A 24,781-nucleotide genomic window follows, 5' to 3' on the forward strand; every position below is an offset into this window, starting at 1 on the left:
ACCCGCGGCGAAGTCCGCAGAGAGCTACTACTCTATGCTCCCCATAGCGATCGCCAGCCTGGCCCCCACTTCGGCATTGTGTTTCACAATTGCAATATTCGTGGCGAGGCTGCGCCCACCGGTCAGCGCCTTGATCCGCGCCAGCAAAAAAGGAGTGACGGCCTTGCCGGTAACGCCCTGCACCGCGGCATCATCCAACGCCTGCCGCGTCAACGCATCGATTTCTTCATCCGGCATCGCCGCCACCGCCGGAACCGGTGTGCTCACCACCACCCCACCCACAAGCCCCAAATCCCATTTAGTGCGAATAAAACGCGCCTGTTCCACCGCATCATCAAGCCTGAAATCCGCACGATACCCGCTGTCCCGCGTATAAAACGCAGCGAAATTATCCTGCTCGCAACTGAGCACCGGCACGCCGTGCGTTTCCAGATACTCCAGGGTGAGCCCGATATCGAGAATGGACTTCGCCCCGGCACAAACCACCGCCACCGAGGTCCTCGCCAACTCCTGAAGATCCGCAGAGATATCGAAAGTCTCCTGCGCCCCCCGATGCACGCCGCCAATCCCTCCGGTGACGAAGACCTCGATGCCGGCCAGCGCCGCACATATCATCGTGCCCGCCACCGTCGTGGCGCCCAGGCCGCCGTTGGCCAGCACGGCCGGCAGATCGCGCCGGCTGACTTTATGCACCTGATCCGAGCGGCCGAGCAGCTCCAGCTCGTCGTCAGAAAGGCCGATGCGGATGCGCCCACCAATCAGCGCAATCGTCGCGGGTTCGGCGCCCAGTTCGCGGATCAGCGCCTCCACTTCACGCGCGGTGCGAACGTTCTCCGGGTACGGCATGCCGTGGGCAATGATGGTCGACTCCAGCGCCACGAGCGGACGGCCGGCGGCCTTTGCCGCGGCTACTGCGGGACTGAAGGTCAACCAGGAGCGTGCGAGGTCGGTAACCATGTCCGTGGCTCTTCGAGTATCCTGAACTTGACTTGAGTATGCCGCATGGGGCCGCTTCACGGCTCATTGTCGAGCGCCCGGCGCCTTTTGCCTCCCCATCATGAAATTCCGCTCCGTCCCGCCCCAGAGTGAACGCATCTACGTCCTCGATGCGAAAAACCGGCCTGTCGAGGTATTCGACCGCAGCGAGTGGTCGCGCTGGATGGCCGAGAACGATTTGGTCTTTCGCCGCACCCTGCTCGAAGAGGCCGGCGTCACGGTCACGACCCGCTTTCGTGGCGTGGCCGACGCGAAGACGGGAGAACCCGCGCTCTTCGTGACGCGCATCGCCGGAATGCAAGCGCCCGAGGAGAACGAGAGCTATGGCGCAAGCACGCTCGCCGAGGCGCTCGAGCGCCACGAATCCATCGTGCAGAAAATCCTTCGGATGCTGACCGGGCGGTGATCTCAAGCCGCAAGCGCCGCATCGACGGCAGCCAGGTAATACCGAAAGCCCGCCTCCAGCAACCCGGTTCGCACGCGCTCGAGCTCGCATCGCACGGCTTCGTCCGCGGGCTGCTGCAGGGTGCGAGCAAGCGCGCGGCCGCGCGCTGCGAACAGTTCGGCCCAGGGCAGCGGTTCGTGCCGCGTGTAATTCTCGAGGGCGCTCGCGTAGCGCAGCACGCCGGCCGGATCGCGGGCCGAGAGCATCGCTTCGATTGCGTCACGGTAGAACCACAGGTGGTTGTGGCCGACCGCGCCAAGGCGCAGAAGGTCCTCGCCGTCTGCCAGCAGCCGCGCGCGCTCGTCGTTCTCGTCGACTGCGCAGGCGAGGGCGCTCAAGGCCTTCGGTGCGGAGAACTGCGTGCCCACTTCGCGCGAGATCGCGAGCGCCTCGCGAAGCGCTTTCACGGCTTCGCCGCGGCGTCCGTCGGCGAGCCATACGCGTGCCTGCATTTCGCGGTTCTGCACTTCGAACCGCCGTGCGCCTAATTGCCGGATCACGCGCATTTCCCCCTCCAGATGGACCTGCGCACCCTGCGCATCGCCCAGTTCGCAGCAGGCGAACACGCCAAGCGTCTCGCACAGCAATTGTGCGCGCGGCTGCCCGATCAACTCGGCGGCGCGCGCGGCGGCCACTGCGTCTTCGCGCGCCTCGCGCGCATCGTTCAGGTAGATGCGGCTGAAGCCCTGCATCGGACGATTGGCAACTTCGATGCGGCCGAACCCGTGCTCGCGGCTCAACGCCACGCAATCGCTGAAGTGGCGGAACGCGGTCCGCATCCGCCCCTGCGCGTATGCGGCATCGGCGAGGCCGCCGAGCGCGCGCGCCTCGGCCTCCGGCAGGCCCAGGCGCCGGGCGAACGCGAGCCCGCGTTCGTGCTCGGTGCCGCAGGCATCGATTTTCCCGAGCGGAAAGAAGATGTTGCCGCGCAGGTAGTGAAGGCTCGCGAGCTCGGCCACCAGGTCGTCGCGCTCCGCGATCCGCTGCGCGGCCTCGAGCAGGTCTAGCGCTTCGTCGAGCCCCTCGCTCACGCGCAGGCCTTCCGCCAGCCCGAGCTGGCAGCGGCACAGACTGGCGTCGTCGGGGGCGGCCGCGAGCGCCTCGCGCCAGGTCGCAATCGATCCCGCGATGTCGCCGAGGTCGCGCTGGAGCTCGCCCTTGCAGCAGCGCAGGGCGTGGCGGTCCGCGTCGGTTTGCGCGATCTCGAGGCCCCGCTCGGCAAGCCGCAGCGCGGCTTCGACCAGGTGGGCCTCGCATTGGGCGGCCGCAGCGGCCAGATAGGCACGCGGCGCGCGTTCGTCCTCGGCACGGTCGAGATGCTGGGCGTGCAGTGCCGGGTCCCCGTGCGCGAACCAGTCGGCCGCGCGGCGGTGCAGTTCGCGCCGGCGCGCGCGCAGCAGCGTCGAGTACGCGCTCTCCTGAATCAGCGCATGAGCGAACAGGAAGTCTTCGCCCTCCGGCAGCACGAGTGCGTTGGCGAGCAAGCCGGCGCAGACGTAGCCGGGATCGTCGATGAGCCGCCGCAGTAACGCGATGTCGAAGCGCTGGCCGATCACGGCGGCCGCCTGGAAGGCCAGGCGGTCGTGCGGCGCGAGCCGGTCCATCCGCGCGAGCACGAGGCTGCGGATCGAGGCGGGCACCGTGCCGCCGCTGCCTTCCTCGGCGTTGCGCAATAGCTGCTCGAGGAACAGCGGGTTGCCGCCCGCGCGCTCGATGCAGGCGAGGGCGACGCGCTGCGTCGCGTCGATGAAGTTGCCCGCGAGGCTCAGCGCCTCGTCCTTGCGTAGCGGCCCGAGATCGATCGTCGCGAACGGGATGTCCCGGCAGCGCGCGCGCCAGGCCGCATCGATCGGATCGCCTTCCACGCGCGAGGTCGTCACGAGCAGGCCCGGGCCGTTCGCAATGCCCGAGGCGAAGGCCGAGAGATACGCGAGCACTTCGGGGTCGGCCCAATGCAGGTCTTCGACGACGATCAGTGTCGCCGCCTGCCTGCACGCGTCGTCGACGAGTCTCGCGGCGAGCGCCTGCTTGCCGCGCTTGCGCGCGCCGTGGTCCATCGCGTCGTAGAGGGCCCGCCATTCGTCGGCGAGCGGCAGGCCGAGGAGGTCGTGGAGGAACGCCTGCTGCTCGGCTTTGACGACGCCCTCGGCGGCCAGGCGCGCGGCGGCGGCCTCGCGCGCGTCGCTCGACGCGCCGGCGGGCAGGCCGAGCAGGCTGCCGACGATCGCGTGCACGGGATCCTGCCCCTTGCCCACGCCGAAATCGAGCACGAGGCCCCGGTGGATCGTGAAGCCCTGCGCCTGCGCGTAGCGGCGCATCTCGTCGACCAGCCGCGTCTTGCCGATGCCCGCTTCGCCGCGCACATGGACGACATGGCCAGCCTGCCTCGCAACGCACGCGTGGACGATGCCGTGAAACTGCTCGAGCTCGGCCTGGCGTCCGACGAAGAGGCTCTGCCTCGCCTTCGCCGCTTCAATGGCCGATTCGCTCTCGATGGCACGCAGCCGCCACGCGCGCACCGGCATGTCGATGCCCTTGAAGCGCTGCTCGCCGAGCGCGTCGCAGACGGCGGCGTCGCCGAGCGCGCGCGCCACGTCATCGGAAACCCAGGTTTCACCGGGCGCCGCCGTGGCCTGGAGCCGCGCGGCCAGGTTCACCGGCGTGCCGGTCACGGTGTAGTCGCGCGCGTCGACGCAACCGAGCGCACCCGCCACCACCTCGCCGCTCGCGATGCCGATATGCGCCTGCAACGTGCGCGCGGTCTGCGCGCTTAGTTGCGTCAGCGCTTCATGGACGTCGAGCGCCGCGCGGGCCGCGCGCAGCGTGTCCGTCTCGTGCGCACGGGGCGCGCCGAACAGCGCCATCACCGCATCGCCGATGTGCCGGTCGGTCGTGCCGCCCCAGGCGAGCACGATGCCGTCGACGAGTGCCGTGTAGCGGCCGATCAACGCACGCAGCTCTTCCGGATCGAGCGTGCGCGAAAGCGCCGTGAAGCCGCAGAGATCGGCGAAGAGGATCGTGACTTGCCTGCGCTCATCCGCGGGGGCGTCCTGGACGCTGGGCGCGTGCGCCGAAGGCCCGGCGGCAGTCGCGGCCGCCGAGTCCTGCGCGGCAGCGAGGATGCGTTTGCGGTGGCCAAGCGACTGCACCCCGAGCTCTTTCAGGTCGGCGTCGGTCAGCTGCGCGAGCAGCGACAGATCGATATCGTTCGCCGCGAACGCTTGCGCGTACTGCTCGAGCCCCAGCACGTGCAGCCACTGCTCAATATCCATGTTCGCCGCCTGGATCCAATGCCGGGGGCACGCGCCGCTGTGCCGCCCGGGTCCGCTTCCGGTTGCTTGCCACAGGCTCAAAGCGCAGACGAAAAGCGCGCCGGTTGCCGTTGCGAACGGTCCGAGCCTCTCAGGCAAACGTGCCGATGAATACCCAGTGTAGGCGCCCGCCAGGGGCGACGTATGGCGTTTGACAGCCTTTCGGGCACGGACGGATACTGAGCCGTTCCCCATCGCACCGCTGCATTCCACCGGGAATTCACGTGAAGCCGGGAAAGACCGTTTCCGTCTCCGACGTCCTGCCGCGCTCACGCTCGCGCGTCGCGGGGCTGCCCGGCGATCTGGCCGCCGGGGCGGTATCGGCGCTCGTCATGCTGTGCTACGCGATGAGCCTCGGCACGATGATCTTCAGCGCCGATCTCGCCCGTTACGCGATGCTCGGCGTGCCCACCGCGCTCGTCAGCTGTGTCGTCACGGCGCTCGTGATTGCGTTGACGAGCTCGATGCGCCTGAACATCGGCGGCCCCGACAGCAATGCGGCGGCGTTCCTCGCGGGTGTGGCGGCGGGCGTCGCGAGCAGCGTGCGCGCGGACGGCGGCTCCCCGCAGACGCTTCTCCTGACCGTGCTGATCGCGATCGCGCTCTGTTCGCTCGTGACCGGCATCGTGCTCTACGCGATCGGTTCGTCGAGGCGCAGCCGCTCGCTGCAGTTCCTGCCTTACCCGGTGCTCGGCGGATTTCTCGCCGGCACGGGCTATCTGCTCCTCGCCGGCGCGTTCCGCGTGATGACGGGCGAGCCGCTGCAATGGCACACGCTCGTGGTGTTGACGCATCTTCATTGGCTCGCGTGGCTTCCCGCGCTGGTCGTCGGCGTGCTGGCCACCGTCCTGATGCGGACCTGGAAGCACGTCGCCGTGCTGCCGCTCACGCTGGCCTTCGGAATCGTCCTGTTCTATATCCTGCTGCGCGCCGCGGGCCTGTCGATCGACGACGCGCGCGGCATGGGGCTGCTGCTGCCGCGCGCGGCGCTGCGGCTCAGCGGACTTCCGGAGCTGCACCTGAGCGCGCAGCTCGCGCACGGCGGCATCGACTGGCCGGCGATCGCCGCGCACCTTCCGGAAAGCCTCGTGGTCACGTCGGCCTCGGCGATCACCATCCTGATGAATTCGACGGCCATCGGCGCGGCGACGGGCGAGGAGGTCGATCTCAATCGCGAGATGCGGGCCGCGGGCCTCGCCAATCTCGCGAGCGGGCTGTTGGGCGGCATGGTCGGCTATCAGTCGTTCAACCGCTCGATGCTCAACGCGCGCGTGGGCGCGACGAGCCGGCTGGCGGGCGTGTTCGCGTCGCTCGCGTGCCTTGTCGCGCTGGCCGCGTCGCCCGGCCTCGTCGCGCTCTTTCCCGTGCCGGTGCTCGTCGGCCTTCAGCTGTTCATGGGGTTGCGCCTGCTCATGCAGTGGCTCGTGGGCGCCTGGGCGAAGCTCAACTGGTACGAGTATCTGCTCGTGCCCGTCATTCTCGGCACGATTGCGGCCTGGGGCGTGATCATCGGCGTGGTTGCCGGCGTCGTCGCCGCGTGCGTGATGTTCACGCTGCTCTACGGCCGGGTCAGTTGCATCCGGATGGAGTTCGACTTGCGCACCCGGACCTCGAATGTCGAGCGCAACATTGAGGAAACCGAAGCGCTGCGCGGGCTCGGCGCACAGGTGTGCGGCATGTCCCTGCAAGGGTTTCTCTTCTTCGGCACGGCCAATTCGATCCTCCAGCGCTTGCGCGAGCGGCTCGCCGCGCGCCATGCGGCGCCGGTCCACTTTGTCGTGCTCGACTTCGCGTCGACCCAGGGCATAGACGCGTCGGTGTCGATCAGCTTCGTCAAGCTGCGGCAGCTCTGCGCAGCCATCGACGCGGACTTGATCTTGACCGCGCTGCCGCTGCGCTCGCGCGATCTGCTGACTAAAACCGGGACGCTCAATCTGCGGATTCGCGAATTCGACACGCTCGATGCGGGCCTGGAATGGGTCGAGGACCAACTGCTCGCGTCATGCGCGAGCGCGCCAATGCGCGGTGACGATCTTCACGCGATGCTTGCGCCACACTTCACGGCCAGTGCGCTGAAGACACTTTTCACGCGGCTTGAAGTGCGTGACCTGATTGCGGGCCAGCCGCTGTTTGTTCGCGGCGAGCCGGGCGACGCGCTCTACCTCATCGAGCACGGGCGGGTGGCGGTCTTGCTGCCGCTGGGAAAAGGGCGCTCGGTAAGGCTGCGCGCCTGCCTGCCGGGCACGGTGGTGGGGGAAATGGCCATGTACACGCAGCATCCGCGCAGCGCCGACGTGTTCGCCGAAATGCCGACACGCGTGCACAGGCTGTCGCTGGCCGCGCTCGCCGCTCTCGAGCAAGACGACCCCGCAGCCGCGCAGCAATTTCATCGATTCATGGTGAAGGTCATCGCGTCGCGGCTTGCCCTTGCCAGTGAGGCGCTGCGCGCGGCCTACTGAGCACCCGGCGGAAGGGGCCCTTGTCGTTGGCTCGCCCCCGCTCCGCACCAAAGAAAAAAGGCGCCGCAGACATTCAGCCTGCGGCGCCTTTTCGTGGCACTACGACGCGGATCTACAACCAGAACACCGCGCCGTAGCCCGACAACTCGCTTACATCGTCACGGTGTCGGCCACTTCCTTGAAGTCTTCGATCTGGTCGAAGTTCATGTACTGGTAGATCTTGTCGCCGTTCGCGCTGAGCACGCCCATGTCGGCCATGTACTCGTCCTTGGTCGGGATCTTGCCCAGACGCGAGCAGATCGCCGCCAGTTCCGCCGAGCCGAGGTACACGTTCGTGTTCTTGCCCAGACGGTTCGGGAAGTTACGGGTCGAGGTCGACATGACCGTTGCGCCTTCGCGCACCTGTGCCTGGTTACCCATGCACAGCGAGCAGCCCGGCATTTCGGTACGCGCGCCGGCCGTGCCAAAGACGCCGTAGTGGCCTTCTTCGGTCAGCTGCTTCTGGTCCATCTTGGTCGGCGGAGCGACCCACAGCTTGACCGGAATGTCGCGCTTGCCTTCGAGCAGCTTCGACGCGGCACGGAAGTGACCGATGTTGGTCATGCACGAACCGATGAACACTTCGTCGATCTTCGCACCAGCGACGTCCGACAGCGTCTTCACGTCGTCCGGATCGTTCGGGCAGGCCACGATCGGCTCATGCACGTCGGCGAGGTCGATCTCGATGACGGCCGCGTACTCGGCGTCCGCATCCGGTTGCAGCAGTTGCGGATCGGCCAGCCACGCTTCCATCGCCTTGATACGGCGCTGGAGGCTGCGCGGGTCCTGGTAGCCCTGGGCGATCATCCACTTCAGCAACGTGATGTTGCTGTTGAGGTATTCGATGATCGGTTCCTTGTTCAGGTGCACGGTGCAACCGGCGGCCGAACGCTCGGCCGATGCATCCGAGAGTTCGAACGCTTGCTCGACCTTCAGGTCGGGCAGGCCTTCGATTTCGAGAATGCGGCCCGAGAAGATGTTCTTCTTGCCTTGCTTGGCCACCGTCAGCATGCCTTGCTTGATGGCGTACAGCGGGATCGCATTGACGAGGTCACGCAGCGTGACGCCCGGCTGCATCTTGCCCTTGAAGCGCACGAGCACCGATTCCGGCATGTCCAGCGGCATCGTGCCGGTGGCGGCCGCGAAGGCGACCAGGCCCGAACCCGCCGGGAAGCTGATGCCGATCGGGAAGCGCGTGTGCGAGTCGCCGCCGGTGCCGACGGTGTCGGGCAGCAGCATGCGGTTCAGCCACGAGTGGATCACGCCGTCGCCCGGACGCAGCGCGATGCCACCGCGCGTGCTGATGAAGTTCGGCAGCGTCTGGTGGGTCTTCACGTCCACCGGCTTCGGATAGGCGGCGGTGTGGCAGAACGACTGCATGACGAGGTCGGACGAGAAGCCCAGGCACGCCAGGTCTTTCAGTTCGTCGCGGGTCATCGGGCCCGTGGTGTCCTGCGAGCCCACCGAGGTCATCTTCGGTTCGCAGTACGCGCCCGGACGGACGCCCTGGCCTTCCGGCAGGCCGCACGCGCGGCCGACCATCTTCTGCGCCAGCGAGAAGCCCTTGCCGCTGTTGGCCGGCTGCTGCGGCAGGCGGAACAGCGTCGACGGGGCGAGGCCCAGCGCTTCACGCGCCTTGGCGGTCAGGCCGCGGCCGATGATCAGCGGAATACGGCCGCCGGCGCGAACTTCGTCGAAGAGCACGTCGGACTTGACCTGGAACTCGGCGATCACTGCGCCGTTCTTCAGGGCCTTGCCTTCGTACGGGCGCAGTTCGACCACGTCGCCCATTTCCATCTGCGACACGTCGAGCTCGATCGGCAGGGCGCCGGCGTCTTCCATCGTGTTGTAGAAGATCGGAGCGATCTTGCCGCCCAGGCACACGCCGCCGAAGCGCTTGTTCGGGATGAAGGGGATGTCTTCACCCGTGAACCACAGCACCGAGTTGGTGGCCGACTTGCGCGAGGAGCCGGTGCCGACCACGTCGCCCACGTAGGCGACCAGGTGGCCCTTTTCCTTCAGCGACTCGATGAACTTGATCGGGCCGCGCTTGCCGTCTTCTTCCGGGGTGATGCCGGGACGCGCGTTCTTCAGCATGGCCAGCGCGTGCAGCGGGATGTCCGGGCGGGTGGTGGCGTCCGGGGCCGGCGAGAGGTCGTCGGTGTTGGTTTCGCCCGTCACCTTGAAGACGGTGATGGTCAGGCTTTCCGGCACTTCCGGACGGCTCGTGAACCATTCGGCGTCGGCCCAGCTTTGCAGCACGGCCTTGGCGTTGGCGTTGCCCTTGTCGGCGAGTTCCTTGACGTCGTGGAACTGGTCGAACATCAGCAGGGTTTTCTTCAGCGCGTCGGCGGCCACGGTGCCCACTTCGGCGTCGGACAGCAGTTCGATCAGCGGCTCGATGTTGTAGCCGCCCAGCATCGTGCCGAGCAGTTCGGTGGCGCGGGCGCGCGAGATCAGCGCGCAGGCGGTCTGGCCCTTGGCCACGGCGGCCAGGAAGCCGGCCTTCACGCGGGCGGCTTCGTCCACGCCAGCGGGCACGCGGTTCGTGATGAGGTCGAGCAGCGTCTGCTCTTCACCTGCGGGCGGATTCGTCAGCAGTTCCACCAGCTCAGCGGTCTGCTGGGCGGTCAGGGGCAGGGGGGGGATGCCGAGCGCGGCGCGTGCGGCTACGTGAGCACGAAAGTTTTCAAGCATGGGGGGACCTGCTGATATCGCGTTTAGGGGAAGGCTTTCCCGGCGCGCCGAGGCTATGCCGGGCACTGCTTTGAACGCGATTTTAGTGGCAACGGCCTCTAACGTCAAATGTCTTATGTCTTATATAAGAGTTGATGGCGGTAAAAATCTCCAGAATCAAGGTTGGGGCACGCCATCTATCCAGAAATGGATGAATCAAATCCGCTTTGACCGGCTGGCGTCAGGCGGCTTCAAACACCATACTGAATGGAGGCGTCGCACCCGAGAGGAGGGTCAAATGGTGGATTCCAGAAAGCCGCGGGCCATCGGCTTCAATCACATTGCGCTGGAAGTGGGCGATATTGAGGAAGCGCTGGCGTTCTATGGCCGGATCTTCGAGTTTCAACTACGCGGCAAGAGCAGGACGATGGCCTTCATCGATCTTGGCGACCAGTTCATCGCGTTGCAGGCGGGACGCAGACAGTCCGCCGATGACAGCCGGCACATCGGCCTCGTTGTCGACGACAAGGAAGCCGCCCGTGCAGCCCTGAAGGCGGCGGGGGTCGAGCCGCTCGGCGGCCCGTTTCTGGATTTCCGCGACCCGTGGGGCAATCGTATCGAGATCGTGGGCTACGACAATATCCAGTTCACCAAGGCGCCCAACGTGCTGCGCGGCATGGGCCTCACGCATTTGACGAAGAACGAGAGCGCGAAAAAGGAGCTGGCGGAGAAAGGGATGGCGGAGAGCCAGACGTGATCGACCGGCGATCACCAGACTTTCATGCCGCCATCGACGACAAGATCGACGCCAGTAACGTACGAACTGTCGTCGGAGGCGAGAAATAGCGCGACCTTCGCCACTTCTTCAGGCTTGCCCAGGCGCCCCAGCAGCGTCTTGTTGAGCATGTAGCTGGACCATTCCGGGTTCTTCAGCTGCTCGCGCGTCTGGTTCGTTTCGATCACGCCTGGCGAAATGGAGTTGGCGCGAATCCCGTGCTGTCGCCCCTCCATCGCCAACTGGCGCGTCATGCCGATGATGCCGGCCTTGGCGGTCGTGTGCGCCAGAGAGCCAAGATCCCTGAAGCTCATGAGCGCGGTGAGCGAAGCCATGTTCACGACCACGCCGCGGCTTGCCTTCAGATAGGGCCATGCCGCTCGCGTGAGGTAGAACACGAGGTCGACCTCTTCGCGCTGATTGCGCGCCCATTCCTCGTCGGAGATGTCTTCGATCCAGTTGAAGTAGGCCATTGCCGCGTTGTTGACCAGTACGTCGATACGGCCAAATTTTTTAACGGCGAGCTCGACAAGTGCCTGGCAGTCCGATGGTTTCGTGAGGTCGCAGGGGTGCAAGGACACCATCTGCCCACCTGCGGCCTGAACCGCCTCCACGGTCGCCTCGCTGTCTTCAGCGCGTAGACCGCAACCGACGATCAGCGCACCTTCCCGTGCGAACGTGACGGCGATCTCGCGCCCGACGCTCCCGCCGGTGCCAGTGATCACGCAAACCTTACCCTCAAGCCGCATCGACACGAAAAACTCTCCTGTTATGGCATCACGATATCGGTGACGCGATTACGCAGCGCCAAGGATCATGCCCGCAGCCCTGGCGCCGATCATATGGCTGGCGGCACTGGTCGGGCCCGTCACAATGCTCGGCATGATGGACGAATCGCAGACCCGCAATCCCTCTACGCCATGGACGCGCAATTGCGGATCCACTACCGCCATTGCATCGACGCCCATCTTGCAGGTGCCAACCGGATGGCCGAAGCTGATCGTCGCATTGCGGGCGAAGTCCCGCAGCGCCGCCTTGTCGAGCGAGCGGCCCGGGATCGCCTCTGCCGCGCGCACGGGATCGAATGCCCGCTGTTGCCCGAGCTCCCTGCATAGTTCGATGCAGCGCACGGTCGTTTCGAGGTCGTGGTCCGTCGACAAGAAGCCGGCGTCGAGCTGGCCCGGCTGCCGCCAGTCGGCACTCGTGAGCTGGAAGCGGCCGCGGCTCGTCGGACGCACGAGGGCCGGTGAAATGACGAAGCCATTCTCCGGAGGAGCGCCGAACGCAGCGCGTATCTCCGGCGTGACCACGGAGACCTGTTGAAGGACCATGGCGACATCGGGGTCGCGCAGCGAGGAATCGCTACGCACATAAGCCGCGGCCTCGACCGCGTTGCTCGTCATCGAGCGCGGCGGAAACTCGCCTTTGTAGCCGAGCGTGACGCCAAACAGCAGCGGGTGGTCCTGGAAATTGCGCCCAACACCTTTCAGGTCGACGACGGGAGCAATGCCGTGGCGGCGCGCGTCCTCCGAATCGCCGATGCCGGACAGCAGGAGCAGCTTCGCACTCGCAATACCGCCCGCGGTCACGATGACCTCGCGCCTCGCGCGAACGTTGCGAACGCCGTCCGCGTCGCTGAGCGTAATCCCCGTGCAGCGGGTGCCCATGAAGCGCAAGCGGACGCCGTCCGTGTTGAGCAGCAGCGTCAGATTCGGGCGTCCGAGCGCCGGGCGTAGAAAGGCACGCGCGGCGCTTGCTCGGCTGCCGTCGCGGTTGATGCTCATATTCACGTAGCCGGCGCCTTCGCGCATCGGGCCGTTCATATCGTCGAGGATGGGCACGCCCATCTGACGTGCGGCTCCAACAAAGGCCGTCGCGGTCGGGTGTGGCGAATGTGTCGTGCAGACGTGCAAGGGGCCACCCGCGCCGCGCCACTGGTTGGCCCCGCCTTCCCAGTCCTCGAGTTGCTTGTAGATGGGCAGCACATCGGAAAAGCCCCAGCCATCGCAGCCTTGCTCGGCCCAGCCGTCGTAGTCCTGCTTCAACCCGCGTACCCAGAGCATGGCGTTGATGCTCGTGCCGCCTCCGAGAACGTGCCCCATGGCCACGGGCACGGCCCGGTTGTTGACGTAGGGTGACGGGGCCGCCTTGACTTTCCAGTCGAGCGGACCGCCGATGTTGGTGAACCACAAGCCTGGCGTCGTCACCTGGGGCAGGTTGTCCGAGCCGCCGGACTCGACGAGCAGCACTTCGGCCCCCGCTTCCGCAAGGCGTGCGGCCACGATGCAGCCCGCAGCGCCCGCACCCGCGATCACATAGTCGTAGCTGTCCTTGATGGCCTGCCGGTTCGCGCGCTGCGTCTCGCCCGCGGCCAATGCCTGTTGCGTCTGCGCGGGATCGAGCACGGCGGCAATACCCATCGCGGCGGCCAGCTTCATGAAGCCTCGGCGACTCAGCGTGCCGCGCGCCATCCGATCCAGTAGTTGTTGTGCCGCTTCGGCACGCGCTTCAATCACTCTCGTGTCTCCACCATCTATTTTTACGTGAGAATTTTCCGCGGCCACAAACTACGCCGCTAAAAATCTGGATAACTAATGGTTTTCTTATCCATGTCGATGCATGGATTAAGAGAAACCATTCACGCGAGATATACGGCAACGATCATGCACGGTCCCATCCCATCTGAACAGGAGCAAATTTCCGATTGGACGCATCGATTATGGAGATAGGTCCGCAGCTCTTGCTCCCGGAGCAGGGCAAACCCGCTTCTCTGGCAGCGCAAGCGCATGCGTTGCTACGGTGGCTCGATATTCGATTGCATTTACTTTGTACTACTCGGGAAAGTACCGACCACATAAACTGCACACTCGGAAAATTTATCGCTAATCTTGCTCCACTAACCAACACAGTGCGATTGCATCGCATCAGACAAGTGGAGACCTCGAAGCATGAAACGATCGATATTGGCGGTTGCGTTGCTTGGGATTGCGCCTGTTATTCACGCTCAAAGCAGCGTTACGCTGTATGGCGTCATTGATGCATCACTGTTGTTCACAAGCAAGACCCCCAACGCGCAAGGCCAGAACGCCGGCCGAACGTTCGCGCTGGCCGACGGGGGCTTGTCGCCATCGTTATTTGGCTTCTCCGGCGTGGAAGACCTGGGCGGGGGGCTAAAGGCCAAGTTCAAAATCGAAAGCGGATTCAATACCGGCACCGGTGGCATTAACGATTCGAACGGGAATTTCTTCGGCCGGCAAGCGTGGGTCGCGCTGGAGGGCAACTACGGGGAGGTCAGGGCGGGGCTGCAGTTCTCGCCGTTCGTGAATACGATCTACGATTCCGACACACGGGGCTTTGCGAACTTCGGCGATGTACAAAGCATCTACGGCAACAACGTCTTCCTGACGGGCGTGCACAACTCCAATGCGATCTCCTATACCAGCCCAAAAATCGCCGGACTCGAAGGTAGCGTCATGCTCGCGCTGGGCGGGGAAGCCGGTGATTTCCAGGCGGGCCGGCAGTATGCCGCGAGCTTCAAATACGACAATGGCACCGTCATGCTCAACGGGGCCATTTACGACGGCAATAGCGGCGGGACCGTCAACACGCCGATTCCCAGCACTGTCGCATTCGTCGGTCGTACGCTCGGCGCGGCATACCGGATCGGGTCGTTGACAGCGAAGGCCGTATTCATCAATTACAAAGTGGCGGGCGCTGCCAATAACTATGTCTATGGTGGCGGACTTGACTACATCATGGCGTCACAGGTCGACTTCAACGGCGGTGTCTGGCTAACGCGCGATCGCAACAATTCCGATAATCACTCGCTCCTCGCGTCTGTGGGCGCAGCGTATTTCCTGAGCAGACGGACAACGCTTTACACACAGGTCGGCGTAGTCAACAACCACGGTGCGGCGAATACCGGCCTGTCCGTGTCTTATCCCAACGTATTTTTCGAAGTGCAGGGAACCACGGTTGGGGTGAACGTCGGGATCAGACACACTTTCTGATCTCGACGCAGGCGGCTGGGTCCGCGAAGCCATGGAGCAGGTTATGGGTTGCTCTCGGCGTTTGCATGGAGAGCCGATATGGCGGCGTGCTGCCGCCATGTGATGAACGCGAACTTAGCGCCCGTCCTTCAATTGCGACCAAAGACGCGTTTCCAGGCGCTTGATTGACGCGGGCAGCGGTTGTTGCATGAACAGCGTCGAGAGCACATCGGGCTTCGGATAAACCATAGGGTCGTCGAGCAATTCGGGCTTGACGAACTTCGAAGCGGCGCTGTCGGCGTTGGGATAGTAGACGGCGTTGGTGATCGCCGCATGGACTTCCGGCCGCTCGATGTAGTTGATCCACTTGAGCGCGGCCTCGGGATGCGGCGCGTCTTTCGGGATCGCCATCATCTGGAACGATACCGGTGCGCCACCCTTCGGTATGAAGTACGCCAGCTGGAAGTTCTTGTGCGCCTCGTGCACGCGGCTGGCCGCCATCTTCACGTCGCCCGACCAACTCACGCCGAAACAGACGTCGCCGCCGGCGAGGTCGTTGATCCATGAATAAAGGGCGAATTGCGTCACATAAGGGCGGATGCTCTTGAGCAATTCATAGGCAGCCTGATAGTCGGCCGGATTGTGACTGTTGGGATCCTTGCCGAGATAGTGCAGGGCGATCGAAAACATGTCGGTGGGCGAGTCGAGCAGCGAGACACCGCAGCTCTTCAGCTTGGTCAGGTATTCCGGCTTGAACAGGATATCCCAGTTGTCGAGCGCCACGGAGGGGCCGAGCACCTTGCGAACCTGGTCGACGTTGTAGGCGAGACCGGTCGTGCCCCATGCCCACGGCACGCCGTATTGATGCCCGGGGTCGGCAGCGTCGGTGAGTTTCACCAGTTGCGGATCGAGGTTGGCAAGGTTCGGCAGCTTGGACTTGTCCAGCTTCATGTAGATCCCTGCGGCCGCCTGCGCACCCATGTAGCTCGACGAGGGCACGACAATGTCATAGCCCGACGAGCCGGTAAGCAGTTTCGCCTGCAAGGTGTCGTCGCTATCGAACACGTCGTAGCGGACATGGATACCAGTCTCCTTCTCGAAGTTTGGAACGGTATCCTTAGCGATAAAGTCGTCCCAGTTATAGACGTTCAGCGCGTTATCGCCGGCGAGCGCTGCGCTCGCGAATGCGCAGCCGGTGAGCAAAGCAAGTGCAGTCCGCAAATACGGTGCTGGCATGATGTCTCCGAATGTGTTTGTGGTCGTTGTAGGGCATTGGCGCGCTCAGGATGCGCTGATCGGCCGTTGATGGCGCATGAGGTACAGAATGTCGGCCGCGAGATGGGCGGCCGCGAGCGCCGTGACGTCGCTGTGATCGTACGAAGGCGCGACTTCCACGACATCGGCGCCGACAAGCTGGATACCGTCCAGCTCGCGCACGATCTCGAGCGCCTGCGCCGACGAGAGTCCGCCCGAGACTGGCGTGCCGGTGCCTGGGGCGAAGGCAGGGTCGAGGCAGTCGATATCGAAGGTCAGATAGGTGGGGCTGTCGCCTGTCACTGCGAGAATCTCCTCGACCGTAGCCGCGGTGCCGTGACGATGTACCCAGGGCGCGTCGAGTACGCGCACACCCATGAAATCGCTGTTCCAGGTCCGGATGCCGACCTGCACCGACCGCGCCGGATCGATCAGGCCTTCGCGGATCGCCTTGTAGAACATCGTGCCGTGATTGAGCGAATCCGCGTGCTCGTCGGGCCACGTGTCGCAATGCGCATCGAAATGAATCAGGCTGAGCGGGCGGCCGAAACGTTCGACGTGTGCGATCAGCAGCGGGTACGTGATGTAGTGGTCGCCGCCCAGCGTCAGCATCTTTGCGCCTGAGGCCAGGATGGTGCGGGCGTGGGCCGTGATGGCATCGCGGATCGTCCACGGCCGGTGTGCATCGAACCAGCAATCGCCGTAGTCGATCACGTTCAGTGCATCGAGCGGCGCGATCCCCCACGGGTAGACACCCAGCTCGGCGAGTTGCACCGAGGCCGCGCGCACGGCGGCGGGCCCCAGGCGGGCGCCAGGACGATAGGTGGTCGCGAGATCGAGCGGCACACCCGATACGGCGACGTCGACGCCGCTGAGATCGCGGCCATAGGGGCGTCGCATGAACGACAGCGGCCCGGCGTAGGTCGGCGAAGCGGGTTCGGGTTGCTGCGGCGAGTGATGGCCTGATTGCGAGAAGCCGGCAGCGAAGTCGTCTTTCTGAAAGGTGGATGTCATGGTCGATCGGTGAGTCAGGAGCCAGTAAATTGATTCATACAAGTTGTCGCGTCGTTCAGTGCGAATCCCATGTGCGCTATGATTTGCCAGAAAAGACGGATAAAAAAGCGAAGGATTTTTCTGGAACTATCGATATTGCTCATACCTCGATGCGCAGACTCCCACCTCTTCAGGCATTACTGGCCTTCGATTCGGCTGCCCGATTGGGCTCGTTCACACGCGCGGCTCAGGATCTGTCGCTGACCCAGTCGGCGATCAGCCACCAGATTCTTCAACTCGAGGAGTGGACGGGGCAGTCGCTCTTCCTGCGCATGGGCCGTGGCGTCGTATTGACCGCGGCCGGCAAGCTGTTCGCGCAGACGGTGGCCGACGCGCTCGCGCTGCTGAGCGACGGGCGCGAGCGGATCGAGCCCTATGGCAACCCCGCTTCGGTGCTGCTCTATTGCCCGCCGGAATTCGCCTCGGGCTGGCTGATTCCGCGCATGAGCGAACTGACCGCCGCGATGCCGGACGTCGAAATCTGGCTCGTGACCGACATGGAGGTGACTGAAATCGACCGCGTCGACATCGATCTCGTCGTATCGGCCAAACCGATCAAGTCGCCGGATGTCGAATGCCGCTTGCTGATGGAACAGGAAAAAGTGGCGATCTGCGGACCCGAGACTGCGAGCCGGCTGCGCGAGGTGCCGTTTCCCGACGTGCTGGCGCGCGCACCGCTGCTCGTGCACGAACAGTCACAGGAATGGGCGCCATGGTTGCCCGAGCTGCGGCGCAGCGGCCTGCGAACCCGGCGCGTGATGACGAGTGTCGATCCGCATCTGCTGGTGGCGGCAGCGGAGCGGGAAGCGGGCATTGCGATGGTCTCGCGGCTATTTGCGAGCGAGGCGCTGGCGCAACAGCGAGTGTGCCGGCTGCCGCAGGTGCCGGGGGTTGCCATGCCGCCGCTGTGGCTCATGAAATCGACGCTGCCGGCACGCTCGGCGGCGGTTGAGCCCGCCTTTCAGTGGATTACATCGGCGTGCGGTGGCGGCGGCGAGGATGGCGCTACGTCGATGGAATGATTCATCTGCGTGAAGCTTGCGTGATGGCGCGTATTTTCGCTAACCGTACAGACTCAGCAAGCAATCGAATCGAATTGGTTGCGCGCGCAACCTTAGTCGTCGCGTTCCTGCTGACCAGTGGCGCCGGCACGGTACCCGAGCCGCTCCGACGCAAGCGCGGCGCAATCGAGCAACGATCTGATCTGCGCCGACTCCCCTGAGAGCGGCAAATCATGTTCCCGTCCGAGCAGCCCGATCACGACCGTGACGTTGCCTTTGTAATCATGGACCGGGGCGGCGACGGCGTTCACGCCAGGCACGCTCGACCCCGCTACCCCCGCATAGCCGTTTGCGCGTGTTTCCTGATGGAGCTCGCGCGCCTGGACGGAAGTCAGCTTCTCCACGGGCGTCGAAAGCGCGTGCTCCTGAAGTTTGACGACTCGCCTGATGAGTTCCTCGGGCAGGTGAGCGGCGAATACCCGACCCGCGGCACTCTGGTAGACGGGCAGTAGCGCACCGACGCGCACGTTCATGTAAATCGGCCGGTCGGATTCCTCCAGCAAGCAGACAGTGGGACCCATGTCGGTCCAGATCGCGCCGAAGGTCGTTTCCCGAGTGGCGTCTCTCAACTGTGCTATTGCACGTGCGGCCTCCTTGACGGGCGAGCACGCCCAAAGTCCGGAAAGCCCGATCGCGATGGCGCTCCTGCCCACTCCGTAATGCCCGCTCATCGCGTCCTGCTCGACGAGCCCCGAGCGCGTCAGGCTCACCAGATAGCGGTGCACTTTTCCCACGGGCATCCCGCATTTCGCCGCAAGCGAGCGCAAAGGCACGGGTCTGCCGAAAGTCGCCAGCGCGCTCAATATTTCGGCGCCGATTTCAACGGACTGAATGCCGGGACGCTGGTCATCTGTCTGCTCGGCCTGCTCGACGTCTTCAGTCTTCTTTTGCACGGTCATCGCCTTCCTTGTATGGACTGAGGCGAAGCGTATCAGCGGCGTGCCCTGCCATCAACTTGCCCTGTCCCCCAAACGCCCGGGGGCCGTCGTCAAACACCGGCTTGACAGCCCGTTTTTCATCTTATATTGTGTGATGCATCATACAGTGTATGATCAACCCGTAGCAGACAAGGAGGGACATCACCATGCAACATGAACAATCCAGCGTGCGCACCACACTCTCGCGTGACGCATCCGCGCTCAACCTCGTGGAGTTCTGGAAGGAACGCGCGGACATCGAAATCCAGGAGCCCCGCAAGACCGCCGTGCCGCATCTGTGGCAGTGGTCCGAGATCAGCCCGCGGCTCGCGGTGGCGTCGAAGACCGTCCCAATCGAGGAATGCGAGCGGCGCGCCCTGGTGTTCGCCAATCCGGGCTTGGGCGGCAAGCCCTACATCACGTCGACATTGTTCGCCGCCTACTCGCTGTACAACCCGGGGGAGAGCGCGCCGGTCCATCGGCATACGCCGTGCGCCAGCCGTTTCGTGCTGGAGGGCAACGGCGGGTTCACCACGGTGGCGGGCGAGAAGATTCCGATGTCGCGCGGCGACCTCGTGCTAACGCCTCATGGGTGCTGGCACGATCACGGCAACGACGGCACGGAGTCGGTCGTCTGGGTGGACGTGCTCGACGTCCCGCTGATCGAGGCGCTCAACTCAACGGTGTTCGAGTTCGACTACGCCGAAGAAGGGCAAGCGAAAACGACCCAGTCGATCACCCGGCCCTCGGGGTACTCCACGCGCCTTTACTCGTACGGCGGTATTACGCCAACCTTCGTCGACCACCAAAGAGGCAGCGTCGATCATTCCCCGATGTTCGTCTATCGCTGGGAGGATACGCGTGAGGCGCTCAAAGCCATGGCCAATCTACCTGGTAGTCCTTACGACGCGATTACAGTCGAATATACCAACCCGGTGAGCGGCGGGTCGGTCATGCCGACCATGTCGCACCGGAGTACGTTGCTTCGAGCCGGAGAGAAAACGGTGTCGCAACGCAAAACCGCTTCATCGGTCTTTGTCGTGCTCGAAGGCAGCGGGACGACCGAGATCGACGGCGTGCGTTTCGACTGGAAACCGAATGACGTGTTTTGCGTGCCCGCATGGGTGTGGCATCACCACGAAGCGCCTGGCGGTGAGGCCGTGCTCTACTCGGTGACCGACTCGCCGTCACTCACCAAACTGGGGCTGATGCGCAAGCAGGGCCGCACGAACGACGGTGCGATCGTCGAACTGGAGGCCGCATGAATACCGCACAGTTCCCGTTGGGCTGGCACACGGTCGATCAAGACCGAAACATTGAAGCGTTCTGCGTGGGACCAACCGAAGGCGAGCACGACGCGCCGCGCGGCACGGTGTTGCTGCTTCAGGAAATTTTTGGCGTCAATGCGGCCATCCGAACCATCGCAACGAAGTTGAGCGAGAAGGGCTACATAGTCGTGTGCGCAGACGTATTCGGTCATGTTGAGCGCCGCGTGGACCTGGGCTATACCGAGGCAGACCGCAAACGCGGTTTTGCGCTGATGCAGGCCTACGATCCGGAAATGGCGCTCGATCATTGCAACGCCATTGTGCAGTGGGCGCGTCACTTGCCGGGCTCCAACGGCAAGCTGGCCGTAGTGGGGTTCTGCATTGGCGGCTTGCTCGCACTCCGGTACGCGGCCCGGTTTCAATGCGACGCCGCGGTTTCGTTCTACGGCGTACGGGTTCACGAGCATCTGGACGAGTTGCGCGCTATTGACTGCCCGCTGCAGTATCACGTTGGCGAAGAAGACACGCACATCCTTCCCGAGCACCGGGACATCGTTGCGCAGGCGGTCAGTGGCATGGAAAACGCCAGCGTATTCACGTACGCGGGCGCAAAGCATGGGTTCTTCAATCCCTTGCGTGAAGAGGCCTTCAACCGGGATGCCTTCCTCGCTGCAGACGAGCGCATGTTGAGCTTGCTCGCACGAAGCCTCCGGTAACGCTTGCCGGAACCGGGTTTCTACACGGAAAACTCGTCGAAGATGAGCTGGCGCAGCCATTGGTTGCCCGGCTCACGATGATTCTTGGCATGCCACAGGACATTGATGAGGATATCCGGAATCTTGACCGGGCAGGGCGCCGATTCAAGTCCGAAGGGTTCGAGCGTTCCCGTTGCGAACGCTTGCGGCACGACGGCGACGAGATCCGTCGTCTGGAGGATATGTCCCACGGCAACGAAATGCGGCACACGCAAGCGCAAGTTTCGCGTGATGCCGGCGCGCGCGATCACCTCGTCCACGATCCCATGGCCGGTGCCCTCGGCCACGATCGAGACATGCTCCGCTTCACGGAATGCGGCGAGCGTCATGCCTGTTTTGCCTAGCGGGTGCCCCTTGCGGAATAGGCAGACATAGCGCTGGCGAAAAAGGCGCCGCTGGAAGATCCCCGTCTTCAGATCAGGAATGAAGCCGATGGCCAGATCGACGTGCCCCGCCTCCATTTCGTCCTGCAACGTTTCGGAAGCGTCGTGCGCCGTGCTGATCAACACGTTTGGCGCAATCTGGCCGAGCCGCTTCATGAGCGCGGGAAGGAAATAGATCTCGCCGATGTCCGTCATCGCGAGGGTGAAGGTGCGTGTGCTCGATGCAGGGTCGAACGTCGGCTTCGCATTGAGCGTGTCATGGATGGCGCTGAGTGCGAAAGCGATGGGTTCCGCGAGCGTCTCGGCGAAGGGAGTGGGCACCATGCCTTTGGACGTGCGCAGGAACAACTCGTCTCCGAGCAGGCGGCGCAGACGGTTGAGGGCGTTGCTGATGCCGGGCTGCGATATGCCCAGCGTCTCGGCAACGGCCGACACGCGGCGCTGGCGCAGCAGTTCGTTGAAAACCACCAGCAGGTTCAGGTCGATGTCGTGCAGTTCCATGGCTAGTCTCTCCGCATTGCGCCGCCATGTTATCACTCGTGGTGATGAGATGTATCAGCCATCTTCTGTTCATTTATAAACTGGCCTCTGGCAACATGAATCCATCCAAAATCAACGCGGAGACACCGGTACCATGGAACTGTCCATCCTGCCGCTTCAGCAGACACTGAGCGTGCGTGCTGGAGACAACCTGCTCGATGTGCTGCGTGCAAACCAGGTTCCTGTTTCGTATAGCTGCATGTCGGGGCGCTGCGGAACATGCCGCTGCCAGGTCGCGGCCGGGCGCGTGCTCGTGAGCGGTGGCGGCGAATCGAATGTGCCCATGCACGAAGGCGGAACCGTGCTGGCATGCCAGACGACGCTCGTCGACGATTGCGCGATTGAAATACCCGAGGTAGACGAGATCGTCGTTCATCCCGCAAAGATCATCAGGACTACGGTGTTGTCCATCGACGATCTGACGCACGACATCAAGCGCTTGCGCCTGAAGCTGCCGAAGCCGTTCGGGTTTTCGCCTGGCCAGTACGCGAATCTTCAGTTCACCCCCGAGCATATCCGGCCGTATTCGATGGCCGTTACGGCGAACCCGGAGGAAATCGAGTTTCATATCCGGCTCGTGCCCGATGGCCGCGTGACGTCTTACGTCGCCAGCGAATTGAAGGTGGGCGACAGTGTGCGCGTGAGCGGGCCGCTGGGAACCGCGTATCTGCGCCGCAAGACCGAAGGTCCGATCGTGTGCATCGCAGGGGGAACCGGCCTTGCACCGGTCCTTTCGATCCTGCGCGGCATGGCTGAGGTCGAGATGGACAACGACGTGCATGTCTATTTCGGCGTGCGTTCCAGGGTGGACATCTACGGCGAACCGTGGCTCCGGGAACTGCAGGGGCAACTGCCGCGCATGAAGTTTCACACTGTCGTTGCCTCGGGCGAAGAGGGGGACGGCTACCGCAATGGTGTGGTGACGCAGGCCGTCGCCAATGACTGGCGCGACATGAGCGGCTGGACCGCCTATGTCGCGGGCGCGCCCGTCATGGTGGACGCGGCTGCGATGCTGCTGCGCGAACGCGGTGTCGCGCCCGAGCGCATCCATGCCGACGCATTCTATTCGAGCAGCGTCCGCTAGCGCGGCGTCGCCACATCACCCGATCTTCGGAGACACAGCATGAATGAAGTCCCAGTCGTTTTCACGAAACCTGCCTGGAAGGACGAAGGCAGCAGCCGGATTCCGTTTTCGGCCTATACGGACGAAGACATCTACAAGCGAGAACTCGAGCGCTTCTTCTATTCCGGGCATTGGTGCTACGTCGCGCTGGAGGCGGAGATACCGAATCCAGGCGATTTCAAGCGTACCGTGGTGGGCGAGCGCTCGGTTATCGTAAGCCGTGCAGCCGACGGCGAGATCTATGCCGTCGAGAATGTCTGCGCGCATCGTGGCGTTCGCTTTTGCCGGGAGAAGTTTGGCAACCGCAAGGATTTCACCTGCCCCTATCACCAGTGGAACTACGATCTGAAGGGCAATCTTCTTGGCGTCCCTTTCCGCCGCGGCGTGAAACTCGACGGCAAGGTCAACGGCGGCATGCCCGCGGACTTCGATCCGAAGGATCACGGCCTCACGAAGCTCAAGGTCGCCACGCGCAATGGTGTGGTGTTCGCATCGTTCGACCATGATTTGCCTTCGCTCGAGGACTATCTGGGACCGACGATCCTCGCTTATTTCGACCGCGTATTCAACGGCCGCAAGCTGACGATCCTGGGCTACAACCGGCAGCGCATCCCCGGCAACTGGAAGCTGATGCAGGAGAACATCAAGGACCCGTATCACCCGGGCCTGCTTCACACGTGGTTCGTGACATTCGGTCTCTGGCGCGCCGACAACAAGTCCGAGATGAAGATGGACGAGCATTTCCGCCACGCCGCGATGATTTCGACACGTGGCGCGGGCGGCAAGAACGATGTGACGAAGGGCGTCTCCAGCTTCAAGGAGCAAATGGGCCTGAATGACGAGCGCATCCTGGACGTGGTGAAGGAGCCCTGGTGGGGCGAGCCGACGGCCGTGATGTTGACGCTCTTTCCGAGCTTGATCATCCAGCAGCAGGTCAATTCGGTATCGACACGACATATTCAGCCCACGGGCAACGGGTCGTTTGACTTCGTGTGGACGCACTTCGGTTTCGAAGAAGACTCCGATGAAATGACGCGCCGGCGCCTTCGCCAGGCGAATCTCTTCGGTCCGGCCGGCTTCGTATCGGCCGACGACGGCGAAGTGATCGAGTTCTCGCAGGAAGGCTTCGAGCAGAAGCCGTTCTATCGGACGATCGCGGAACTGGGCGGGCGCGATGTGGCCGACGCTGATCACATGGTGACGGAGACGCTGATCCGCGGAATGTACAAATACTGGCGCCAGATGATGGAGATCTGACATGCTCGACTTCGAAACCTATCAGCAGTTGCTCGCGCTCTATGCCGACTATGCGGCGGCGCTAGACGAGAATCAGCTCGACAAGTGGCCTGAATTCTTTACTGAGGAATGCATCTACAAGGTGCAGCCCCGCGAGAATTTCGAGCGCGGCTATCCGCTCGCCACACTGGCCTTCGAGAGCCGGGGCATGTTGCAGGATCGCGTCTATGGCACGACCGAGACCATCTTCCACGACCCGTATTACCAGAGGCACGTCGTGGGCGCGCCGCGCATTCTCGGCGTCGACACGGAGCGCATCCGCGCAGAGGCGAACTATGCGGTGTTCCGCACCAAGCCCGACGAAATATCGACGGTGTTCAACGTGGGGCGCTACGTCGACACGATCCGACGCACCGATGCGGGCTTGAAGTTCGAATCGCGTGTGTGCGTGTTCGACAGCGAGATGATCCCCAACTCGCTCATTTATCCCATCTGAGGTTT

The 24,781-nt window shown here is 63.8% G+C and carries 19 protein-coding genes; 10 read left to right on the forward strand and 9 right to left on the reverse strand.

Translation table 11 applies throughout. The features are described 5' to 3' along the window. Nucleotides 1–27: 27 nt before the first annotated feature. Nucleotides 28–957, reverse strand: coding sequence for a pseudouridine-5'-phosphate glycosidase (locus E1956_RS38335; RefSeq protein ID WP_134758549.1), 930 nt, complete (start codon nt 955–957; stop codon nt 28–30). A 100-nt stretch (nt 958–1,057) separates the two neighbouring features. Here E1956_RS38335 and E1956_RS38340 point away from each other — a divergent pair, with 100 nt between their 5' ends. Next, nucleotides 1,058–1,402: a hypothetical protein gene (locus tag E1956_RS38340; RefSeq protein WP_134758550.1), complete on the forward strand. Its 345-nt coding sequence runs from the start codon at nt 1,058–1,060 to the stop codon at nt 1,400–1,402. A gap of 2 nt (nt 1,403–1,404) precedes the next feature. Here E1956_RS38340 and E1956_RS38345 read toward each other — a convergent pair whose 3' ends face one another. Continuing rightward, on the reverse strand, nt 1,405–4,713 hold the full coding sequence (locus E1956_RS38345) for an adenylate/guanylate cyclase domain-containing protein (RefSeq protein ID WP_134758551.1): 3,309 nt from the start codon (nt 4,711–4,713) through the stop codon (nt 1,405–1,407). Nucleotides 4,714–4,976: 263 nt separating this feature from the next. On the opposite strand from E1956_RS38345, the gene E1956_RS38350 reads away from it, so the two are divergent. After that, a complete protein-coding gene (locus tag E1956_RS38350; protein WP_134758552.1) occupies nt 4,977–7,211 on the forward strand; it encodes a SulP family inorganic anion transporter in 2,235 nt (744 codons plus the stop codon). Between the two features lie 150 nt (nt 7,212–7,361). On the opposite strand, the gene acnB is transcribed toward E1956_RS38350, so the two are convergent. Then, nucleotides 7,362–9,947, reverse strand: coding sequence for a bifunctional aconitate hydratase 2/2-methylisocitrate dehydratase (acnB, locus tag E1956_RS38355; RefSeq protein ID WP_134758553.1), 2,586 nt, complete (start codon nt 9,945–9,947; stop codon nt 7,362–7,364). Nucleotides 9,948–10,137: 190 nt separating this feature from the next. On the opposite strand from acnB, the gene E1956_RS38360 reads away from it, so the two are divergent. Further along, nucleotides 10,138–10,683, forward strand: coding sequence for a VOC family protein (locus tag E1956_RS38360; protein ID WP_232072404.1), 546 nt, complete (start codon nt 10,138–10,140; stop codon nt 10,681–10,683). Nucleotides 10,684–10,694: 11 nt separating this feature from the next. Here the strand turns inward: E1956_RS38360 and E1956_RS38365 are convergent, their stop codons facing one another. Further along, entirely contained in the window at nt 10,695–11,450 is a 756-nt protein-coding gene (locus E1956_RS38365; RefSeq protein WP_134759630.1) for an SDR family NAD(P)-dependent oxidoreductase, read from the reverse strand. Nucleotides 11,451–11,498: 48 nt separating this feature from the next. After that, on the reverse strand, nt 11,499–13,217 hold the full coding sequence (locus E1956_RS38370) for a GMC family oxidoreductase (RefSeq protein ID WP_134758554.1): 1,719 nt from the start codon (nt 13,215–13,217) through the stop codon (nt 11,499–11,501). A gap of 432 nt (nt 13,218–13,649) precedes the next feature. On the opposite strand from E1956_RS38370, the gene E1956_RS38375 reads away from it, so the two are divergent. Further along, the gene (locus E1956_RS38375; RefSeq protein WP_134758555.1) at nt 13,650–14,711 is read left to right on the forward strand and encodes a porin; all 1,062 of its coding nucleotides are present in this window, start codon (nt 13,650–13,652) and stop codon (nt 14,709–14,711) included. A gap of 114 nt (nt 14,712–14,825) precedes the next feature. Here the strand turns inward: E1956_RS38375 and E1956_RS38380 are convergent, their stop codons facing one another. Then, the gene (locus tag E1956_RS38380; RefSeq protein ID WP_134758556.1) at nt 14,826–15,926 is read right to left on the reverse strand and encodes a polyamine ABC transporter substrate-binding protein; all 1,101 of its coding nucleotides are present in this window, start codon (nt 15,924–15,926) and stop codon (nt 14,826–14,828) included. Nucleotides 15,927–15,971: 45 nt separating this feature from the next. Next, entirely contained in the window at nt 15,972–16,958 is a 987-nt protein-coding gene (gene speB, locus E1956_RS38385; protein WP_134758557.1) for an agmatinase, read from the reverse strand. A gap of 149 nt (nt 16,959–17,107) precedes the next feature. On the opposite strand from speB, the gene E1956_RS38390 reads away from it, so the two are divergent. Next, the gene (locus E1956_RS38390; protein WP_256377825.1) at nt 17,108–18,019 is read left to right on the forward strand and encodes a LysR substrate-binding domain-containing protein; all 912 of its coding nucleotides are present in this window, start codon (nt 17,108–17,110) and stop codon (nt 18,017–18,019) included. 92 nt (nt 18,020–18,111) lie between these two features. Here the strand turns inward: E1956_RS38390 and E1956_RS38395 are convergent, their stop codons facing one another. Further along, nucleotides 18,112–18,951 (reverse strand): IclR family transcriptional regulator, encoded by an 840-nt coding sequence (locus tag E1956_RS38395; protein WP_167760260.1) that lies wholly within the window; start codon nt 18,949–18,951, stop codon nt 18,112–18,114. A 191-nt stretch (nt 18,952–19,142) separates the two neighbouring features. Between E1956_RS38395 and E1956_RS38400 the strand changes: the two genes are divergently transcribed. Continuing rightward, nucleotides 19,143–20,240: a cupin domain-containing protein gene (locus E1956_RS38400; protein ID WP_134758560.1), complete on the forward strand. Its 1,098-nt coding sequence runs from the start codon at nt 19,143–19,145 to the stop codon at nt 20,238–20,240. Next, complete coding sequence (locus E1956_RS38405) at nt 20,237–20,959, forward strand: dienelactone hydrolase family protein (RefSeq protein ID WP_134758561.1); 723 nt, start codon at nt 20,237–20,239, stop codon at nt 20,957–20,959. The genes E1956_RS38400 and E1956_RS38405 overlap by 4 nt, the downstream gene beginning before the upstream one ends. Before the next feature lie 20 nt (nt 20,960–20,979). Here the strand turns inward: E1956_RS38405 and E1956_RS38410 are convergent, their stop codons facing one another. After that, a complete protein-coding gene (locus tag E1956_RS38410) occupies nt 20,980–21,882 on the reverse strand; it encodes a LysR family transcriptional regulator (protein WP_134758562.1) in 903 nt (300 codons plus the stop codon). A gap of 133 nt (nt 21,883–22,015) precedes the next feature. Here E1956_RS38410 and E1956_RS38415 point away from each other — a divergent pair, with 133 nt between their 5' ends. From E1956_RS38415 to E1956_RS38425, 3 genes are read left to right on the forward strand one after another with little or no spacing between them, the layout of a single operon-like run. Next, a complete protein-coding gene (locus E1956_RS38415) occupies nt 22,016–23,005 on the forward strand; it encodes a 2Fe-2S iron-sulfur cluster-binding protein (protein ID WP_134758563.1) in 990 nt (329 codons plus the stop codon). Nucleotides 23,006–23,044: 39 nt separating this feature from the next. Further along, nucleotides 23,045–24,301 (forward strand): aromatic ring-hydroxylating dioxygenase subunit alpha, encoded by a 1,257-nt coding sequence (locus tag E1956_RS38420; protein WP_134758564.1) that lies wholly within the window; start codon nt 23,045–23,047, stop codon nt 24,299–24,301. Between the two features lies 1 nt (nt 24,302). Further along, on the forward strand, nt 24,303–24,776 hold the full coding sequence (locus E1956_RS38425) for an aromatic-ring-hydroxylating dioxygenase subunit beta (protein WP_134758565.1): 474 nt from the start codon (nt 24,303–24,305) through the stop codon (nt 24,774–24,776). The last annotated feature ends 5 nt before the right edge of the window (nt 24,777–24,781 follow it).

Source organism: Paraburkholderia pallida, assembly GCF_004524855.1.
Classification (GTDB): domain Bacteria; phylum Pseudomonadota; class Gammaproteobacteria; order Burkholderiales; family Burkholderiaceae; genus Paraburkholderia; species Paraburkholderia oxyphila.

Excerpts from the sequence above, each read along its gene's own strand:
- E1956_RS38375 (WP_134758555.1), top strand. The coding sequence starts at position 13,650 with ATGAAACGATCGATATTGGCGGTTGCGTTGCTTGGGATTGCGCCTGTT.
- acnB (WP_134758553.1), bottom strand. The coding sequence starts at position 9,947 with ATGCTTGAAAACTTTCGTGCTCACGTAGCCGCACGCGCCGCGCTCGGC.
- E1956_RS38400 (WP_134758560.1), top strand. The coding sequence starts at position 19,143 with ATGCAACATGAACAATCCAGCGTGCGCACCACACTCTCGCGTGACGCA.
- E1956_RS38390 (WP_256377825.1), top strand. The coding sequence starts at position 17,108 with ATGCGCAGACTCCCACCTCTTCAGGCATTACTGGCCTTCGATTCGGCT.
- speB (WP_134758557.1), bottom strand. The coding sequence starts at position 16,958 with ATGACATCCACCTTTCAGAAAGACGACTTCGCTGCCGGCTTCTCGCAA.
- E1956_RS38365 (WP_134759630.1), bottom strand. The coding sequence starts at position 11,450 with ATGCGGCTTGAGGGTAAGGTTTGCGTGATCACTGGCACCGGCGGGAGC.
- E1956_RS38405 (WP_134758561.1), top strand. The coding sequence starts at position 20,237 with ATGAATACCGCACAGTTCCCGTTGGGCTGGCACACGGTCGATCAAGAC.
- E1956_RS38335 (WP_134758549.1), bottom strand. The coding sequence starts at position 957 with ATGGTTACCGACCTCGCACGCTCCTGGTTGACCTTCAGTCCCGCAGTA.
- E1956_RS38345 (WP_134758551.1), bottom strand. The coding sequence starts at position 4,713 with ATGGATATTGAGCAGTGGCTGCACGTGCTGGGGCTCGAGCAGTACGCG.
- E1956_RS38425 (WP_134758565.1), top strand. The coding sequence starts at position 24,303 with ATGCTCGACTTCGAAACCTATCAGCAGTTGCTCGCGCTCTATGCCGAC.
- E1956_RS38340 (WP_134758550.1), top strand. The coding sequence starts at position 1,058 with ATGAAATTCCGCTCCGTCCCGCCCCAGAGTGAACGCATCTACGTCCTC.
- E1956_RS38415 (WP_134758563.1), top strand. The coding sequence starts at position 22,016 with ATGGAACTGTCCATCCTGCCGCTTCAGCAGACACTGAGCGTGCGTGCT.
- E1956_RS38420 (WP_134758564.1), top strand. The coding sequence starts at position 23,045 with ATGAATGAAGTCCCAGTCGTTTTCACGAAACCTGCCTGGAAGGACGAA.
- E1956_RS38410 (WP_134758562.1), bottom strand. The coding sequence starts at position 21,882 with ATGGAACTGCACGACATCGACCTGAACCTGCTGGTGGTTTTCAACGAA.
- E1956_RS38360 (WP_232072404.1), top strand. The coding sequence starts at position 10,138 with ATGAATCAAATCCGCTTTGACCGGCTGGCGTCAGGCGGCTTCAAACAC.
- E1956_RS38380 (WP_134758556.1), bottom strand. The coding sequence starts at position 15,926 with ATGCCAGCACCGTATTTGCGGACTGCACTTGCTTTGCTCACCGGCTGC.